At 50.5% G+C, this 17,503-nt stretch carries 18 protein-coding genes; 7 read left to right on the top strand and 11 right to left on the bottom strand.

The window, feature by feature from the left end:
* Positions 1-22 precede the first annotated feature (22 nt).
* Positions 23-919, bottom strand: a complete 897-nt coding sequence (locus LKH74_RS08020; protein WP_135367546.1) for a cation diffusion facilitator family transporter — start codon at positions 917-919, stop codon at positions 23-25.
* 288 nt (positions 920-1,207) lie between these two features.
* Positions 1,208-1,780 carry a GNAT family N-acetyltransferase gene (locus tag LKH74_RS08015; protein WP_287708198.1) on the bottom strand — a complete coding sequence of 191 codons (573 nt, stop codon included), beginning with the start codon at positions 1,778-1,780 and terminating at the stop codon, positions 1,208-1,210.
* 771 nt (positions 1,781-2,551) lie between these two features.
* On the opposite strand from LKH74_RS08015, the gene LKH74_RS08010 reads away from it, so the two are divergent.
* The 3 genes from LKH74_RS08010 (at position 2,552) to LKH74_RS08000 (ending at position 4,766) form a co-directional block, all read left to right on the top strand.
* A complete protein-coding gene (locus tag LKH74_RS08010; RefSeq protein WP_287708197.1) occupies positions 2,552-2,974 on the top strand; it encodes a MarR family winged helix-turn-helix transcriptional regulator in 423 nt (140 codons plus the stop codon).
* Between the two features lie 117 nt (positions 2,975-3,091).
* Positions 3,092-3,436 (top strand): DUF805 domain-containing protein, encoded by a 345-nt coding sequence (locus tag LKH74_RS08005; RefSeq protein WP_287708196.1) that lies wholly within the window; start codon positions 3,092-3,094, stop codon positions 3,434-3,436.
* 64 nt (positions 3,437-3,500) lie between these two features.
* Positions 3,501-4,766, top strand: coding sequence for an amidohydrolase family protein (locus LKH74_RS08000; protein ID WP_287708194.1), 1,266 nt, complete (start codon positions 3,501-3,503; stop codon positions 4,764-4,766).
* A 650-nt stretch (positions 4,767-5,416) separates the two neighbouring features.
* On the opposite strand, the gene LKH74_RS07995 is transcribed toward LKH74_RS08000, so the two are convergent.
* Positions 5,417-5,863, bottom strand: a complete 447-nt coding sequence (locus LKH74_RS07995; RefSeq protein WP_287708193.1) for a MerR family transcriptional regulator — start codon at positions 5,861-5,863, stop codon at positions 5,417-5,419.
* A gap of 218 nt (positions 5,864-6,081) precedes the next feature.
* Between LKH74_RS07995 and LKH74_RS07990 the strand changes: the two genes are divergently transcribed.
* Positions 6,082-7,584, top strand: a complete 1,503-nt coding sequence (locus LKH74_RS07990) for an MDR family MFS transporter (protein WP_287708192.1) — start codon at positions 6,082-6,084, stop codon at positions 7,582-7,584.
* Positions 7,584-8,306 (top strand): DUF4811 domain-containing protein, encoded by a 723-nt coding sequence (locus tag LKH74_RS07985; RefSeq protein WP_287708191.1) that lies wholly within the window; start codon positions 7,584-7,586, stop codon positions 8,304-8,306. The genes LKH74_RS07990 and LKH74_RS07985 overlap by 1 nt, the downstream gene beginning before the upstream one ends.
* Positions 8,307-8,976: 670 nt before the next feature.
* Here LKH74_RS07985 and LKH74_RS07980 read toward each other — a convergent pair.
* Positions 8,977-9,216, bottom strand: a complete 240-nt coding sequence (locus LKH74_RS07980; RefSeq protein WP_125574909.1) for a MerR family transcriptional regulator — start codon at positions 9,214-9,216, stop codon at positions 8,977-8,979.
* Between the two features lie 187 nt (positions 9,217-9,403).
* Between LKH74_RS07980 and LKH74_RS07975 the strand changes: the two genes are divergently transcribed.
* Together LKH74_RS07975 and LKH74_RS07970 are read left to right on the top strand one after the other, a co-directional pair.
* Positions 9,404-10,108 (top strand): AzlC family ABC transporter permease, encoded by a 705-nt coding sequence (locus LKH74_RS07975; RefSeq protein WP_287708190.1) that lies wholly within the window; start codon positions 9,404-9,406, stop codon positions 10,106-10,108.
* Positions 10,099-10,434, top strand: a complete 336-nt coding sequence (locus tag LKH74_RS07970) for an AzlD domain-containing protein (protein ID WP_135367555.1) — start codon at positions 10,099-10,101, stop codon at positions 10,432-10,434. Before LKH74_RS07975 ends, LKH74_RS07970 begins: the two co-directional genes overlap by 10 nt.
* A 765-nt stretch (positions 10,435-11,199) precedes the next feature.
* Here LKH74_RS07970 and LKH74_RS07965 read toward each other — a convergent pair.
* From LKH74_RS07965 to LKH74_RS07935, 7 genes are all read right to left on the bottom strand, one after another.
* Positions 11,200-12,471 (bottom strand): uracil-xanthine permease family protein, encoded by a 1,272-nt coding sequence (locus LKH74_RS07965; RefSeq protein WP_287708189.1) that lies wholly within the window; start codon positions 12,469-12,471, stop codon positions 11,200-11,202.
* 276 nt (positions 12,472-12,747) lie between these two features.
* Positions 12,748-13,155: a hypothetical protein gene (locus tag LKH74_RS07960; protein ID WP_135367557.1), complete on the bottom strand. Its 408-nt coding sequence runs from the start codon at positions 13,153-13,155 to the stop codon at positions 12,748-12,750.
* Positions 13,156-13,219: 64 nt separating this feature from the next.
* Complete coding sequence (locus LKH74_RS07955; protein ID WP_287708188.1) at positions 13,220-13,738, bottom strand: GNAT family N-acetyltransferase; 519 nt, start codon at positions 13,736-13,738, stop codon at positions 13,220-13,222.
* A gap of 11 nt (positions 13,739-13,749) precedes the next feature.
* Positions 13,750-14,202, bottom strand: coding sequence for a MarR family winged helix-turn-helix transcriptional regulator (locus tag LKH74_RS07950; RefSeq protein WP_287708187.1), 453 nt, complete (start codon positions 14,200-14,202; stop codon positions 13,750-13,752).
* Positions 14,203-14,323: 121 nt separating this feature from the next.
* The gene (locus tag LKH74_RS07945) at positions 14,324-14,911 is read right to left on the bottom strand and encodes a GNAT family N-acetyltransferase (RefSeq protein ID WP_287708185.1); all 588 of its coding nucleotides are present in this window, start codon (positions 14,909-14,911) and stop codon (positions 14,324-14,326) included.
* Positions 14,912-15,833: 922 nt separating this feature from the next.
* A complete protein-coding gene (locus LKH74_RS07940; protein WP_135367561.1) occupies positions 15,834-16,595 on the bottom strand; it encodes a DUF1003 domain-containing protein in 762 nt (253 codons plus the stop codon).
* Positions 16,596-16,599: 4 nt separating this feature from the next.
* Positions 16,600-17,490 (bottom strand): RluA family pseudouridine synthase, encoded by an 891-nt coding sequence (locus LKH74_RS07935; RefSeq protein WP_287708184.1) that lies wholly within the window; start codon positions 17,488-17,490, stop codon positions 16,600-16,602.
* Between the last annotated feature and the right edge of the window lie 13 nt (positions 17,491-17,503).

Here is a 17,503-nt window from a genome sequence, read left to right as displayed (position 1 = left end):
CGAATCGCGGCAAAACGCAAGGCTAGTCGTGTCGCCAATCGTTTTGATCGAAAAACAAATCTTCATTCTTCCCCCGCCGACACTCTGCTTGGATCGTTACGTGATTGATGCCGTACTTGTGGCACAGCAGCGTTTCAATTTGCCGGTAAATCGGCTCGATTTCACTGAGTGGCAGGTTGTCCATGTTCACGTGCACCGAAAACGCGATGTTATTTTCATCAATCAGCCACGCATGAATGTGGTGGACCCCCTCGACCTTCGGCAGCTGACATAGGTCGTGGGCAATTCCCTCGTAGTCCAACTTTGGCGAGGCTTCCATCAAGATGCCAAAGGTCTGCTTGATAATTGGCCAGGATTCATAGCTGATGTAGCCGGCCACTAAAATCGTAATGGTCGGGTCGACCCAACTGATCTGCCAAACCGTGATCAAAATAGCCCCCACGATGACGCCGACCGAGGCCAGCGCGTCGCTCAACAGGTGCAAATACGTCGCACGAATGTTCAGGTTGTGCTGGGCACCATGATTTAACAGAATCGTCGAAAACAGGTTGGCCAGGAAACTGACCACGGCCACCACCAACATGATGTCCCCTTTGACCGGCTCTGGGTTTAGCAATCGCCGAATCGCTTCGATTGCCAGCGCCAGTGAAATGACGATCAGGACGCCCGCGTTCAGCAGGGCCGCTAAAATTTCCGCGCGCCGGTAGCCGTAGGTGTTGTTACGGGTTTGCCGCTTGCCACCGATGCGATGGGCCACGTAACTGAGGACAATGGATAAGGCATCCCCGAGATTATGAAAGGCATCCGACAGCAACGACAGACTACCGGACAACAGCCCACCTAACAATTCAAAAATCGTAATAACCACATTTAACACGGTCACCAGCAAAAACCGGCTCCCCGAGAGACTCTTTTCCAATTGTCCCGCCCCCAATACTAACTAGGTCTATTATCGCAGAATTTAGGGGGAATGAAAAGCCAGTTTTCGGCAAACCTCATCGATTTCTTGGTGACCGAACTTGTCCGCCTAGCAAAAAAGGGAATCGACCTCGCTTGAAAGCGAAACCAATTCCCTTATACTATAGTAGATTTTGATTCAATCTGATTGATTGAAAGTCAGTGCGTTCCGATCTTTCAACACGCCCGATACAGGCGGCCGCGCCATTCGCTAGTACACGGATGGCACAATCATCGCTAACCACCCTGCCTAGTTCAGTGACTTAATCGTTGGCGTAGCGGTCAGGTGCGCTGATTTAGCGTTGGCTGTCAACCGTTCGTAAGCGAAATCGGTTGTGCCCGGCATGCCGGCAGCCGCCAAGTCGATCCGGCCCGTTTCCGTGAAGCCGTTCTTCTTGATGACGTGCTGCATTGCCATGTTGTGGGGATGCGTATCGATCCGAATGCTTTCGATGGACGCCGCGTGGTCGATTTGGGCGAATAAGCGTTGGAACAATTCCCCCGCTAATCCGCGACCATGATGGTGGCTCGACACAGCTACCCGATGGATGGCCAAATATGGCGCTTGTTCCGTCAGCCACTGACCGTCGATCTGTTTATAGGTCGGATCCTCTCCGGGAATCAATGCAGCAGTTCCTAAAATTTCGTTGTCTTCTTCGAGCACGACGGTCCACCCTTGGTGAATGTCGTCGACTAAGACAGCCGTGTTGGGGTATGACCCTTGCCATTGATCAATGTCTTGCGCCGCCAGTAACTCGCGGCCATCACGGATAATCGATTCAATTTGAGGTAAGTCAGCCATAGTAGCTTGTCGTAACAGCATGTGTTAACACCATCCTTTTAATTTTGTTTTAAAGCGATTTTGTAATCTTAACACGTTCGCCAGAGATTACAACCAAAGCGACGCGATTTTCGCTAAAAATTTTTCGGATAGATGATGAAAGCCCGCCATCACGGCGTTTACGTTCACATTTTTTCTGCCACATTCTCAAGTGATTTTCATTTTTCGGTCGGTTGTTTTCATACGACAAGCTGATTGGTCCCAGTGGTGTCGTGGGCGCTGGCTGCTGGCCAGATATGGGTTGGCACGTTGGGGCTACAGTTGTGTCTCACGCTTGCCTCATAGCCGAAACGTGCGCCAACAGGCAGCTGGTTCCGCTTAAACCTGATAACCAAACAATCCAAGCCCGGGATTATTCGGTTATCAGCCTTAATGCTCGCCAGCTAACCGCCTGTTGGCGCACTCTTTTCCAAATAAAAAATCGATTTAAAATAAGATTGTAAGTTTTGACTTCTAGGCCATGCTAAATCAACATGGTCTAGAAGTTGTTTTTGTTTCTAAAGCATATAATTAGATGGCGATATTGATAGGCAACTAACAATATAGTAATCTATAAAATAGATATGTCTTGAAAGGAATGAATGTCATAATGCATACAGTAGGCGTATACATTTGTTCAAAATCAAATCAGCAGTAAGCATTATTCAGATACAATGGGAAAAAGTTGTATGAATAGATTTCAACCGATCAATTAGTTTATTTACAGTCTATTGATACTGAATAACTCAACTAGAAAGATAATGAGGTAATAATATGTCAGAAAATATGGCCAAAGAAATAAATAGGCTTTTACGAGAAATTTTAATTGACGAACAACATTATTTTACTGAACACGTGAAGCAAACTAATCTCACCAGTCAACAAGCGCGGACAATTGGGTATATCGATAAACATCCTGGCGCAATTCAACGCGATGTTGCTGATGCATTTAAACGCCGCGGTGCTAGTATTTCTAACATGTTGAAAAATCTAGAACGTGATGGTTATATTGAAAGAAAACGATCACCTACTAATGACCGAACAAAGGTGTTATATATTACGGAAAAAGGTAAACAAGTTATCACTGAAGTGGATGACATTTTTAAAACCATTGAAGAGAAGCTCGTAGAGAATATGGATGATTTAGAAGTTAGCAAGTTGCTCACATTACTAAAAAAAATAAAATTTACTGATTAAACTCAAAAAGAGACCTTCATAGGCCTCTTTTTTATATACGACAGTTGACAATTAGATATCTAAGAGTTAGCATTCTTATTATTCACCAGACCAGTACTTATTGAAAGAGGTGTAAAAATGCAACTTACATTAAAAATAAAAAAATTAGGATTTAAAGGACGACTGAATCGCGCGAAATTTTGGCAACTTGTCTCGGCTAGTTATGGATTGGCCTTAATATGTTTAATCCTATTAGCGTTACAGGCTGGTTATAGTTGGTCAGCTATCTTTGCCCTACAATTACCTACGTTAAGGCTGACCGGTCGCGTGATTTTTATGATCGCCTGGTGTGGACTCTTAGGGGCTAAGATTAGACGATTAAACGATCTTAAGCTGTCTCATTGGCTGATTGGATTGGACTTCATTCCTGTAGTAGGTGCCCTTGTTTTTACCATATTTGGGTGCTTACCTTCTAAAAAATAATAATTTTAAGTCGTTATTAAGAACAATTAACTGCAAAATCAAAATGTAGAAAGTTGGTATGATCATGAAAAAAACATTAATTAAAAATATTCACTTATTTAAGGATGGCCAAAATACAGCCTTGACGGATCTCGTTATTGATGACAAGAAAATTGCTGTAACTAATCGCCAAGATGATCATTACGATGATGTTGTTGATGGTCAATGTGGTTATCTGATTCCAGGATTAATTGATGCACATACCCATACTAGTCAAGATGGATTAGCGACTTCACTAAAATTTGGTGTTACCACTGAATTAGAAATGATGGGACGAGCTAATTCGCGTAAACATACAGATGCAGATCAACTGATGGCAGATGTTCGTTCAGCCGGAATGGGGGTCACAGCCAAAGGTGGTCATCCTAGTGAATTACAAAAAGGTGCCGGTATCCCAGCCAGCGTTCTAAAAGAGATGGCTGCAATGACTGAATTAGAACGTAATGCCTTTATCGAAGCTCATAAAAAAGCTCAGGGGAAAAATGGTAGCATTGAAACGCCAGAAGATGCCCGGCATTTTGTTGATGCACAGATTAAAAATGGTGCTAATTATGTTAAAATCATGCTTGATGATGGTCGTTATGAAAATGCTGCGCCTTTACCAGTTTTACCGCGTGAAGTTTTACAAGCTGCTGTCGATGAAGGACACCGTCAAAACAAGTTAGTTATTGCCCATGCTTTGTCACAAGATTTTGCCCTGGAAGCAGTCGAATTGGGTGTCGATGGCTTAGCACACTTGTTTTTAGAACATGATGAAAAGACGCCCGCAATTTTGGATGCAATTGCGCAAAACCACGTTTTTGTCACACCATGTTTAAGTTTAAATGCTTCATTGACGGGAAATTTACCAACCAATTTGCTTAAAGATCAACGTGTCATGTCAAAACTGGCACCTGAATGGCAAGAAAACCTAGCGAGAACTTTCGGTACAGCTACCAATATGGACTTTCAAGCATCACTGCTTAATGTAAAAGAATTGCATAACCGTGGCGTTGCTATTCTGGCAGGAACTGATGTATCGCAACCAGCACCTAACTTAGGTGGACTAGCACACGGTGCCAGCCTTCATCATGAATTACAATTGCTGACACAAGCTGGCTTAACTAACGCTGAAGCTTTGTTAGCAGCAACTAAGACGCCAGCTGATTACTTTGCGACTGATCGTGGGACTATAGCTAGTGGCAAGCGAGCTGATCTTGTTTTATTGAAGAATGATCCACTTGAAGATATTCAGGCCACCTTAGACATTCAACAAATCTGGATTGCGGGAAAAGCAGTCATGTCAATCTAATGTAGTTTTATGAATGTTGTTATCCAAACGTTTTCTCAATAATCATATAAACCACATCGTATTAGCTTTACGGTTATCATCCAACGACGTGCTTGACATTGATAAAGATACTATTTGAAATAGATAAGCATCAACAAATAGTCACACCGAATTAAAGAAGATACTTGTTTGATAGGCTGAGAAGTCAATATTTTTAATACAATAAAAATTAGGATTGAACTATGAGTTATGATAGTTCAATCCTAATTTACTGTTTTCATCGACTTTATATTTTAAAACTTCTGTAATTCAGCAACTAAATCATCTGCATTAATTCCAAATAAAAAACCCACCCAAGAACTTTCTAAACTTGAGTGAGCCCCACGGGAACGGTAGGCGGCGAGAGAAAAATCACAATTAATTTTCCAGAAAACACGTCGTTTTAGTTTCACGATCGCTTACGCTGACATATTGCCAACGTAGTCCATGCGCAAGATAAACGCGCTATTACTAATGGTTATTCGCCTGGTTTCACAACACGTCAACAACATGATTGACCACCAATCCAGCCAGAAGATCGATTGGTATCGAAAGTTTTTTCTGCCACCTACGAGAAATGTTCCCGTGACTTCAGATTACCATTGTTACCGGCGATAAACAATCAAATCGCCCTAATTCTTGGTATCAATCAGCTGAAAGTGCCAGTGGCCGTCAATTCTTTGCGCGACCAAATTTTTGCCGGGTTCCGGATCGAACGGGCCTAAGTCGATACTGGCCTGCTGATTGTCCTCATCAATGGCCATATTGACGAAGCGACCCTCGAAAAATGACCGCAACGTGTCGAAGTAATTGGACCGCCGTTGTGACCGCTTGGCCGCCCCCACTAAGGTGTAGCCATCATCCAGGTACGTCTTGATCTGCTGGACCTTTAGCACCGTCTTATAGGAAAACTTCCGGTTTTTCCCGTCGGTCGCCACCTCGCTGTGAATGTAGCCCTTGCTCTCCCAGTAGCGAATCTGACTCTGTGAGACCCCCGTTGCCGCGGCCACGTCGCCAATGCCCAAAATCAAATCTTCAATTGGCATTCTCTTTAATAAGTTTGATGCATCTTCGTCCATCATGGGTACCTCCCACCTTTCTGCTCCCCTTACGCCGAAAACCCGGTATTGTGTAAATGAAAGCGGTTGTGAAATTTATGAGTTCTTCTATTATCATTGTATCCTTTTCTCCAACCAGTATAGATATTTTAAAAAGAATGTCAAGCTAGTTGACAAGGACCCTAAATCTGCGTATAGTAGTCCCAGAATTAATTTTATGGATAAAGAGGGAATATACATTGGGAACTGCAATTGATACCAATGGAAAGTCCTATAGCCGGACGCTACTGGTCGTCTTGCTACTGGTCGGGACTTTCTGTACGGTGCTGAACCAAACCATTTTAAGTACTGCCTATCCAACCTTGATGAAGGCCTTTGATGTCTCGACCTCCACCGTTCAATGGTTGACGACTGGTTTCTTGTTAGTCAACGGGATCATGATCCCAATTAGCGCTTGGCTGCTGACGACCATCAGCTCCAAGTGGTTGTACATCGGCGCGATGTCGACCTTCCTATTAGGAACGATTCTTTGTTGGTCTGCCGTGAGCTTTCCCATGTTACTCATTGGCCGACTCATTCAAGCCGTGGGTGTCGGGGTATCGATGCCACTCTTACAAACGTTGATGCTGACCATCTTCCCAGCTAACAAACGGGGAACTGCCATGGGTCTGGCCGGAATCGTTATCGGGTTAGCCCCAGCGATTGGGCCGACACTGTCTGGGTGGGTCATTGACAACTGGACTTGGCGTGACCTGTTCGGCATGATTATTCCAATCGTGGCTATCGTGGTCATTGCCAGTTTCTGGATCATGCACAGTGTTTTGGAAACGCACAAGGAACCGCTGGATCTCTTATCCATCGTGTTATCCACGATTGGGTTTGGGAGCATGCTGTACGGTTTCTCCTCTGTAGGTGACGACGGCTGGGGCAGTACGATCGTGCTATCGACCTTAGCCATTGGATTCATCTTCGTGGGCCTCTTCATTTGGCGTCAGCTGAAGATGGACAAGCCATTCTTGAACTTCCGGGTTTACAAATCCGCTGAATTTACCGTCTCTGCTATCCTGAGTTCCGTGGTCAACATGGCCATGGTCGGGGTTGAAATGGTCATTCCTTTGTACCTACAAATGGTCAAGGGCATGTCCGCCTTCCACTCCGGATTAACGCTGTTGGCCGGTGCCCTGATGATGGGGATCATGAGTCCGATTACCGGTCGGGCCTTTGACCGCTTCGGTGCCAAGCGTTTAGCCACGATGGGGATGTTCTTACTGACCGTTGGGACCTTACCATTCGTTTGGATCACTAAGGAAACTTCCACGCTGTACATCGTCTTGCTCTACGCACTGCGGATGTTTGGGATTGCCATGGTCATGATGCCTGCCACGACCGCTGGGATGAACGCCTTACCATTGAACATGATCTCTCATGGGACGGCCGTCAACAACACGCAACGGCAAGTGGCCAGTTCCGTGGGGACCGCCATCTTGATCAGTGTCTTGACCAACGTCACCAAGGGCCAAATGCCAGCCAAGCACATCTTGAAGAGTGACCCACTGAGCTACGCCAACGGGGCCATCAACGCCACGCTGTCTGGTTACCACGCCGCCTTTTGGATTGCTGTTGGCTTCTGTGTGGTCGCCTTGGTCGTCGCCTTTTTCTTAAAGGGTAGCAACCGCTCGATTCATTTAGCTGACAAGAGCGCAGCCGAAGAAAACAAAGCCACTGAAGGAGGTGCCGCATAATGATCGTCTTTACGCTGATTATCTTTGCTGTCCTGTCCTTCGTTTGCAACGTCTACATTGCCAACCGGCCCCTCAGCAACATTCTCACCGCTATTTCCGTGATCGGCCTGCTGACCAGTATCTTCTTCATGGTGAAAAATGACCATGACCACTACGGCCTGCACGAAGTCACCCAAACGTCGACGCAAAAGATCTACTCGGCTTCCCCGTCGAAACAACTCCCGATGATGATCTATCAATCCATCGGGACGGCCGACAAGCACCAGGTCTACGTTTACAAGACCAGTGCTAACGCCAAGAAGACCCAACACACCCGGGCCAAGGTCACGACCAAAAACGTCGTCAAGCGGACCACGGGTGCCAATCGGATCGTCACCAAGAAGGTGTACCGCGAATACAAGAACGGCGCCTACAAGTTCTGGTTCGGTCTGTCCGGTAACGGTCACAAGTACGTGAAGGAAACCAATACCATTTACATCAACAAGAACTGGACCGTCTTGAGTACGGCCCAAGCCAAGAAGCTCCAAGCCTTAACCAAGTCCAAGAGCTTCCAGGCTAAACAAAAGACGGCCGCTACGGCCTACGTCAAGAAAGCCGTCATGGCTGCCATGACCAAGAACCCTAGCATGTCCGCTGCGCAACAAAAACAGGTCACCAAACAAGCCACCGCTGCTTACCAAGCCCAAGCAATGAAGCAATTGATTGCTCAGGTCAAGAAGTAACCGCGTGTCGCAAACAGGCCCCGTCACTACCGTCATTGGTGGTGATGGGGCCTGTTTTTTTGTGGCTTGGGGGGGATGGCCGACGAGATTTGGGGGAACTGGCCGCCTTACCGTTGGCTGGAACGCTGGGGAAGGACCGCCCCGAGCCTGAAAAGCGGTCTCGTGGCTTGCTGAACCTGGCTCTGTGCCACTCCCGGCTACAGAGACGGTTAACGACGCTATCCGCTAAAACCGCAGGCCCCCACCACAAATCGACTGTTAGGCTACTACCAACAACTATCTTAGAACACCCCCGGCCATCGGCACCATTTCGCCAGCAACCTTTCCCACCGTGTCAGTGACCATTCGACTCTTTTCGCCCGCTGCGGGTACGCACACCGGTTAGCCGTGAGTGAAGTGAAATCTAGGCTCAGCCGGGGAATTTAGTAGTATTCTTGGCTACTAAATTGGTGTCTTTGAGACGTGGGGTTCGGCTCAAAGCAAGACTGGCGACCGCTCTTTGGCGCCAACCGTCCTTCCCCAGCGTTCCAGCCTAAAATTTCACGTAACGGTAAGGCGCCCAGCCCCCGTTGCCGTTGCAATACGGCCAAAAAATTGCCGAAAAAAAGCAGCTCACGGCCGGAATCCGTGGAGCTGCTGAGTGGGTCATTTTACCGATTCATTACCTTAACTAGTTCACCTGGGTTAGTTGCGTTTGGCCTTTGCGGCAGCGTGGTAACAACCCGGACAAGTCGTCTAAAGACGTCCCGTTATCCTGAAAACATTGAATCATGTCGATCCAGTACAAATCTGAATCATCGAATTCCGTTGCGGAGTGGTCCTTACCTAACAGCCCATTCTTAACGTAATCCTCAATGCGGCTCGCGTCTACGTGTGCAGATGCTGCCAATTCAGTTAAGTTCATCTTCATCGCCCGTACCCTCACTTTCATTCGTTATCAATGAGAGTATCATACAACCACCTTTACCGAAATGCAACCTTTTCCGCCCAGAAAATTCAAGTGTTTTTGAGCGAATAAATTACGGGTTTACGTCACCATAAGTTAGCGCTAAACTGGAGATTAAAATCCCATTAGAGTTTAGAAAGGAAGTTTGTCCATGGGGCCTTCTCTGACCTTTAAGACCGGCGTTCGTGACGTTTTACCAACCGTTTTCGGCTACATTGGTGTCGGCCTGGCGTTTGGCATCGTCGCCCACACCAGCCACCTCAGTTTATTGGTGGTCGCCGGATTATCTTTTATCGTTTACGCCGGTTCTGCCCAATTTATCATTACCAGCATGTTGCTCTTACATGACCCGCTTTCCGCAATTTTTATCTCGACATTTCTGGTCAATTCGCGGATGATTCTGATGAGTACCAGCCTGGCGCAGTATTTCAAACACGAATCGCTACTACGCAACCTGTTGATTGGCACCCTGGTGACCGACGAGACCTTCGCGTTGGCCATGAATAAGCAAAATAAGACCCAGGGCCGTCTGAGCTTCGCCTGGCAATCTGCTGCCAATCTGGTGGCCTACCTGGTCTGGGGCGCAGCGACCGTGATTGGGGCCATGCTGGGCGGTTTGATTGCTGACCCGACACGCTTGGGCTTTGACTTCGCGTTGACCGCCATGTTCATCGGACTGGTCTACCTCCAACTGATCAGTGACAAGCACCTCGGTATGTCACTCCAGCTGACTGTCATGGTATTTGTCGCGTTGGCCTACTATTTCTTGATTGGGGTCATGAGCCAAAACTTTGCGTTGATGGTCGCGACCGTCGCCGGCTGTTTATTTGGAATGGAGCTGAAAAAATGTCGATAAGTCTTACGGAACTCTGGGTCATCCTCGGTTGCGGCGCCATTACGGTGTTGTCGCGGGTGCTACCCTTCGCGTTTGTTAAATCCCTCAACATGCCGGACTGGCTGATTAGCTTCCTGTCCTTCGTCCCCATCACGATCATGACAGCGCTGTGCTGCGAGAGCCTGTTTGTCGCCCACGCCGGTCACTTGGCCACCCTCAACGTTGCCAACTGTCTGGCGGCCATTCCGGCGACGCTGGCGGGCATCTTGACCAAAAGCCTGCTGATGGTGGTGGTCGTGGGCATCATGGCCATGGCCGTCCTGCGCTACTTCGCCATTGGTGGCTAATTGTGTAATCTGGCAACTTTAGTGGTTGCTGGGCGCCTTGCCGTTCGCTAGAGACGCGTTGGAACGCTGAGGGCGCCGGGCCAAGCCAAAGGACGGTCTTGGCCCTCAACTTGGAGCCGATGAATCGCGTCTCCAAGTTGCCAGTTTCCTAAGCGCCGTGGCCCATGCCGCTAAGGGAACTCCCACAGCTGAACGCATCTCTAGCGAACTATCGGCTACGGTTGTGGCAGTCAACCACTGATGTCGTCTACTGTTCTGCCAAAACGGTGGTGTCCATCCCCACTGACTTAGTCCGTCATTGGGCTATCTCGCTGATTTCTGCAGCCTATTCTCCAGATGTAGAAACAATAACAACACTCCCCCAAATACACCATCAAACGACAATGCCAGCCATCCAGTCCTTCCTGAATGGTTGGCATTTTTTGTTCAAAACCCGCAAGACTTAACCTTGTTGTAATTTCCTGATAATGGATAAACGCCCTTGTCTCTTCCGGTCATACCAGCGTTCTCGCCACTGATGGCATCCCCTTACCGTTTTTGACAGAAAGGGACAATCAGTTACGTTGTCCAGACACCACCGTAGCCGAGAGCGGCGCGCCAGATGCGTTCAGCCGTAGGATTTCCCTTAGCGACGAAGTCGGTTAGGGAAATGGCGTCTTTGAGACGTGTCTTTCGGCTCAAAGCGAGTACCGAGACCGCCCTTTGGCTCGGTGCGTCCGCCCACAGCGTTCCAACGCATCTGGCGCGCCGCGGTAGGCGGCCACTTTAATCGTTATCCGGTAACACTAGGTTCAATACGATGCCCAGTACCGCCGCCACAGCCAAGCCGGAGAACTCGTATTGGCCGACCTTGAGGTACGCGTTGCCGATGCCGATGACTAGGATTGCCGAGGCAATCATTAAGTTACGTTTGCGATTGAAGTCCACGTGCTTTTCGATCAGGATGCGCATCCCACTGGAGGCAATTACCCCGAATAGCAGGAAGCTGACACCGCCGATGACCGGATTGGGGATGCTTTCAATCAGGGCGCTCAACTTGCCCACGAAGCTGAAGATGATGGCAAACACGGCCGCGCCAATCAGCACGTACACACTGTGGACCCGCGTGATGGCCAACACGCCGACGTTTTCACCGTAGGACGTGACGGGCGGGCCGCCGACGAAGCTAGCCATGATTGAGGCCAATCCATCCCCGGCCAGCGTGTGATGCAACCCCGGATCTTCAAAGAAGTTGCGGTGGGTCAGTTCGTTTAAGACCGTGATGTGGCCGATGTGCTCTGTCATGGTCACGAAGGCAATTGGGGCCAGACTTACGATAGCGCCCCAGTAGAAATGCAGCGGATAACTCAAGATGGGCACTTCAAAGCTAGGTAACTGAAACCACGCCGCTGCGAGGACCGGTTTAAAATTCACCAGGCCACTAACCGCCGCAATCAGGTAACCCGCGACGATTCCCAGCAGAATGGGCACCAACGACAGAAAGCCGCGTAGGTAGAGGTTGAAGCCAATCGTCAACAGTAAGGTCGCCATGGCCACGGCAAAGTATTGCCAGTGATACGTCCCCGCGCTGTCGACCGTGGCCTTTTGAGCCGCACTACCGGCCAACGACAGCCCGATGACCATGACCATCGGACCGACCACGATTGGCGGCAAGGCCCGATTGATCCAGTCCGACCCAATCAAAGCCACAATCAGGGCCACGACCAGGTAGACGGCCCCCACGGCCAGCGTTCCCTGCGCGATGCCGGGATAACCGGTCGTCTTCATCAACGCGACCATGGGCACGATAAACGAAAAGCTCGACCCCATGTAAGCGGGAATCTTGCCCCGGGTGATCAAAATGTACATCAGGGTCCCCACGCCCGAGCTGAAGAGGGCGATACCGGGGTTTAACCCGACGAGGATGGACACCAAAACGGTCGACCCAAACATGGAAAATAAGTGCTGTAGCGATAACCCGAACCACTGACCCCAGCTGGGGCGCTCCCAAATGTCGATCAGTGCATCCGGATTACGGTAACGCGACGGTGTTTTCATGAACGCAAGCCTCCAGATTCTCAAGATAGAAAAAAGGACACGCCGTTCCCGTGAAGAAACGCACGTGCCCACTGTAGACTTCGCCCGACGCTGGTCGACGTGTGCACCCTTCATTGCCTCACGGGACAACGTTAAAGGAACATGTTTTCATTTAGTATACCCAGTCCGTCAAGGCAGGTCAACGGTCTTTGTTGAGAATCGTTTTTAGCCATCCGGCCATTTGACCGCTAAACCAATCGTCATGATAGTAGCTCAATCACCCGAAGGTTATCGCGGTTAATCAACCATCCGCCAGTCACCCTCGTCGGCCTTGGAAATGTCGTTTAAGAACTTCAACACCCGTTTGGCCCGGTCCGGTTGTTGGTCGTGTAACAGGTTCAGGCCAGCCCCCGTGACCATCGGTTGGCTGAGCCGGAAGTCGCCGTCCGCCATCTCGCCGGTCGCAAAAGCCATCACGGTCTCGCCGGATTCGATTTGCGTGGTCAAGAAAAACATGGTGAAGTCATCGTCGGCTTGCATGTAAGCGGGCATCGCCCAAATATCGGGCGCAATCTCTTGCATCTCCCCCGTCTCCGTGCCGTCCAAGAACTTGAATTCCTTGTGGTTGGCTTGGGTGACCGGTTGCTTTAAGACCAACATCATGTTAGCAAATTCAGTGTCACCGAGTTGAATATTGTCTTTCATCGTTTAATTTCCTCCTAGACGCGCCAGCTTGGGGCTCTCCCGTCTACTGGCAACTTAGTCATCATTATACCAGCGTCTTGGTCAAAATTAAATCACGTTGCCGGTCCGCCCCCAGTTGAAAGACGTGGTCGCCCACCTGGGTGAAGCCCATGGCCTGGTAGAATTTCCGTGCGGCCGCGTTGTATTCCCACACGCCCAGCCACACCGAGGTCAGCCCCAATGCCCGCGCCCGGTCGACGGCGTGTTGATAGAACTGCTGGCCCAGCCCCTGGCGTTTAAAGGCGGGCAAAATGTAAATGCGCTCGATTTCTAGCGTCTGGTTCCCCCGCGGCTCCGATTGGGTTGGTCCCCAGTTCAACTTGAGATACCCCGCCACCTGCGTGCCGACCCACATCAATTCGTAGGTCGTAGTTGGCTGCCGCAACTCGCTTAACAGCTGTTGCGGGTTGTAGGCCGTGTCCAAATATGCCGCTAAATCCGCCGGTGTATTGGCCGCCCCAAACGTGTCTGTGAACGTCTGACGACAAACGGCTTGTAGTTGTAAAATTTCTGCCTCTGTACAAGGCTTGATGATTCCCGTCATGTTGCATCTCCTTAATAATCGCGTGAGTGTCCCTGCTTAACGGCCTGCCAGTCGGCGGCCACGTTTTGTTCCACCCGTTGTAGATACCCCGCCAGTGCCTGGGCCTCGGCCGAACTAAATCCCTGTAGCGCTACTTGATTGGAATACTGATTCTCCCGTTGCACCAACGGATAAATCTCAGCGCCGCGCGCCGTCACGAATAATTTTTTAATCTTGTGATTCACGGCATCCGGCCGCTTCTCCAATAGCCCCGCGGTCGTCAGCTTCTGGACCGCCCGGGAAGCCGTCGTCCGGTCTACCTTAAGTAGCTCGGTCAAGCGTTCCAAGATGATGCCGGGATGCTCGGCCACCCGGACCAAGTACAGGTACTGGCCCTTGGTCAGCTGCACCTGTTGAAATTCCCGATTGGCAATGGCGTCCAGCGCCCGGGAAATATTGCCGATGGGTCGTAAAATCTCTGTCACGTCACTCACCTCCTGATGGCAACATCTAGTGTAACGTCATTATATTGTATTTGCAATAAAAATTTTCGTCAAAAAAAGACCACCCAACGCCAGTCAGGTGGTCCCCACATTAAAAGTCAACTTAGTTGGTCACTCGAATTGGCTTCCCAATCTCGAGTTGCATGTGGTAATACTCGTGGTCCCCAATCATCTGCTTACCGGTGACTTCATAGCCCATCCGCTCATACAAACGCATGGCGCCGGGGTTCTCGAAGTCAACGTTGAGGCCGATCACTGCTTGCCGATCCCGTTGGGCATAAATTGGTAACGCCCGCAATAACTGGCGGCCAATCCCTTGCCCTTGATGGTCCGGCGAGACAGCCAATGAGTCTAAATACCATTCACCGGCTGCGGTCTCTGAATCTAAATCAAATGGTTCGTCGAAAGCGGCACTTTGAGCTGCTAGGCGAGTCATCACGTCATCTACAACGTCTTCATTTTCACCAGGGTAGCCAAACGCCACCCCCACTACTTGGCCATTGGCCTCGGCCACCACCGTGGTTGCCGCTCCGGACAAGTATGTCCGCGTGCGGTACGCCGCCGTGATGACCTTCAGTAAGTCGGGGCCTGGAACGTCTTCCAGGTCGGTCAATTCCATTTCGTCGTAGATCAAGTTCATCAGCGGCGCTATCTGCGGTGCGTCCGCTGGTCGAGCTTCACGAATTATCACAAAAAATCCTCCATTTCTAGTTCTTCCTTAAGCCTACCGGAGCCGCGCGCCTTTGTCAAAGCATTTGCTGTTTGACCATGTCGGGTGCCTTAACTATAACTAACAGAAACCAGTGCCTGCGGCTGCCAGAGGTTCCGCCTGCTATGGGGGACGCCTCCAGCCTGAGGAACGGGCTTCCGGCTCGCTTGAAAGCCTGGCAAAACCCGCCAGGCTCCCAAGTCGCCCCACGCTGTAACCTGGCACAAAACGCCAGCTAACACCGTCGACACAGCTGGCTTCACCCCTGGCCTCCTCCGGCAAGGTAGTCACTCATCAACGGCAATCGCTCAGACCAATCGCGGCCAATCAGATTTGTAGGTAGTAACCAATCTGACTGTCATCTGCCATCAGTGCAGCCGAAAATTCCCTCATCACGTTCCAGCCCATACTTGGCGAACAGATAGACGGTAATTTTCCCGATAGCCTCAGGTGAAATGGGACCCCGCATCACAACTGGAGCCAGCCCCTGTCCCCAGTTATTGGCAAGCGGGGACAAACCAGTTGCGTTGACCAATCACCACCGGAGCCGAGAGTGGAGCGAAAATGGGCTCAGCCGTGGGAGTTCCCTTAGTGGGTGGTCTTTACCCGCTTAGGGAACTGGCGTCTTTGAGACGTGGTTTTCGGCTCAAAGCGAGGGCGAGACCGCACTGTGGCTCGACCGGTCCGCCCGCCGCGTTCCAGCCCATTTTCGCGCAACGGTAGGCGGTCAGCAATCACCAAGTAGCCAAAACAAAACAGGCCCCGCTGCCAGTGACTGGCAACGGAACCTGTGGGTGGCCTTGATGGCCGGTGACGCTTGGGTCGACATTAATGGGCCGTACGCTCAGCGACGCGTTGGCCAAAGACCAACCCGACGGCAAATAAGAGACTAGCGGTGATCCATTTACTCATGGTGAGACTCCCTTCGTTCTGCTGAATCAGCGGTTGCCTTGGCTTCCCGCAGTTCAGCGAGTTCTTGACGAATTTCACCTAAAATTTCTAACTGAAATCGTTCGATCTCCATGGTATGGGGGACCTGGTTCTGCGCCAAGTGATCGACCTTAGCGTGAAGTAACCGCAATTCGTGTTCGGATTTGAGGTTAACGTGATAGTCGTTTTCGGCCATCATCCGGTCCCGGTCTGCGGAGCGGTTCTGACTCATCATGATGATGGGCGCCTGAATCGCTGCGACACAGCTTAATACTAAATTTAACAGAATGAACGGGTAGTTGTCAAAGTCCACGCCAAAGACGTGTAGCCCGTTGACAATCATCCAACCAATTAAAACGAACAGGAAGACGAAGATAAAGCCCCAAGAACCGCCAAACCGAGCTACATCGTCGGAGACCTTTTGGCCAAACGTCAGGCTTTCCTTCAAGCTGTCGTTCACATCAATAATATCGTAATCATCGCTCTGTAAGGCCTTGGTTAATTTGTGATTGATCTTTTTCGTCTGTTTCAAATCGGCATTGATCATCGCGTCCACGTGATCCAGCCGATACTTCAAGAGGTGATGGCCGCAAATGTAGTCACTCGGCTGACTTTGCGGGTAATCCCGCTTAATGCGGTTGCGCAACCCCACCTCTAGCTCGGATAGCTGGAGACTCGTTTCTAACGACAGGGGCGCGCCATCGACCAAACAGGTAATCTGTGTGTGCTCTGGCATGCTCTCAGGACTCCTTGGATAAATTTCGTAATAATTGTTGCCAATCTGCGGGCGGCTCGCTACTAAGCTGACGGGCTTCACCAGTAAATGGGTCGGTGAAGGCCAGCGTTTGGGCGTGTAAGGCCTGGCGGGTCATTCCGCCGAGTGCCGGGCCGCCATACAGTGCGTCACCAATCAGGGGATGATCCAGTGACGCAAAATGCGCGCGAATCTGGTGGGTCCGTCCCGTGTGCAATTTCACCCGTACCAACGTGGCGTTGGCCCACCGTTGGACCACCCAGTATTCGGTTTTAGCCGGTTTGCCGGCGGGTGAGACCATTTGATTGTAGCCGGCTGGGTCGCTAGCTAGTGGCGCATCAATGATGCCGTGGTCGTCGGCGACTTGTCCGCTGACGACGGCTAAGTAACGCTTGTCCACCTGATGGGCCGCCTGGAGCTGACTCGCCAGACTGTTGGCCAAACGATGGCGCGCCACCCAGACCACCCCACTGGTGAAGCGGTCCAGCCGCGTCAAAATGTGTGGCACCTGGTTTTCGGCTTGTTCTGCCAGCCAATGGCCCTTGATGCGGTTGACCAACGTGTCCGTCCGGTTAGCGGGGCCCGGCACCACGTTTAGCCCCGCTGGCTTGTCCACGACCAACCAGTCGCGATTCTCAAATAACACGGTGATGGGTTCGCGACTGGTCGCCACGGCGGGATCGGCGGCTTCGGCCGGTAAGACGACCGTCACGGCATCCCCCACCTGCAGATCCACGGCCGGCGTCACGGTCTGGCCGTTGACGCGAATGCTGCCATCGCGCTTCAGGTCGCTGAAGACGCGGTGACTGACGCCCTGCTGGTTCAAGAATCGTTTCAAACTGGTGACGGGACGGGTTACCTGCCAACTTAACTCCATGCTGTGTTCGCTC

The organism is Levilactobacillus sp., assembly GCF_022646225.1.
In the GTDB taxonomy this organism is placed as follows: Bacteria; Bacillota; Bacilli; order Lactobacillales; family Lactobacillaceae; genus Levilactobacillus; species Levilactobacillus suantsaiihabitans.
Note: the sequence above shows the minus strand (reverse complement) of the source record. Positions and strands in the feature narration are given on the sequence as shown.

Bases quoted from the DNA above. Each gene is read 5' to 3' on its own strand.
- LKH74_RS08015 (WP_287708198.1), bottom strand. From the start codon at position 1,780: ATGCTGTTACGACAAGCTACTATGGCTGACTTACCTCAAATTGAATCG.
- LKH74_RS08010 (WP_287708197.1), top strand. From the start codon at position 2,552: ATGTCAGAAAATATGGCCAAAGAAATAAATAGGCTTTTACGAGAAATT.
- LKH74_RS08005 (WP_287708196.1), top strand. From the start codon at position 3,092: ATGCAACTTACATTAAAAATAAAAAAATTAGGATTTAAAGGACGACTG.
- LKH74_RS08000 (WP_287708194.1), top strand. From the start codon at position 3,501: ATGAAAAAAACATTAATTAAAAATATTCACTTATTTAAGGATGGCCAA.
- LKH74_RS07995 (WP_287708193.1), bottom strand. From the start codon at position 5,863: ATGGACGAAGATGCATCAAACTTATTAAAGAGAATGCCAATTGAAGAT.
- LKH74_RS07985 (WP_287708191.1), top strand. From the start codon at position 7,584: ATGATCGTCTTTACGCTGATTATCTTTGCTGTCCTGTCCTTCGTTTGC.
- LKH74_RS07980 (WP_125574909.1), bottom strand. From the start codon at position 9,216: ATGAAGATGAACTTAACTGAATTGGCAGCATCTGCACACGTAGACGCG.
- LKH74_RS07975 (WP_287708190.1), top strand. From the start codon at position 9,404: ATGGGGCCTTCTCTGACCTTTAAGACCGGCGTTCGTGACGTTTTACCA.
- LKH74_RS07970 (WP_135367555.1), top strand. From the start codon at position 10,099: ATGTCGATAAGTCTTACGGAACTCTGGGTCATCCTCGGTTGCGGCGCC.
- LKH74_RS07965 (WP_287708189.1), bottom strand. From the start codon at position 12,471: ATGAAAACACCGTCGCGTTACCGTAATCCGGATGCACTGATCGACATT.
- LKH74_RS07960 (WP_135367557.1), bottom strand. From the start codon at position 13,155: ATGAAAGACAATATTCAACTCGGTGACACTGAATTTGCTAACATGATG.
- LKH74_RS07955 (WP_287708188.1), bottom strand. From the start codon at position 13,738: ATGACGGGAATCATCAAGCCTTGTACAGAGGCAGAAATTTTACAACTA.
- LKH74_RS07940 (WP_135367561.1), bottom strand. From the start codon at position 16,595: ATGCCAGAGCACACACAGATTACCTGTTTGGTCGATGGCGCGCCCCTG.
- LKH74_RS07935 (WP_287708184.1), bottom strand. From the start codon at position 17,490: ATGGAGTTAAGTTGGCAGGTAACCCGTCCCGTCACCAGTTTGAAACGA.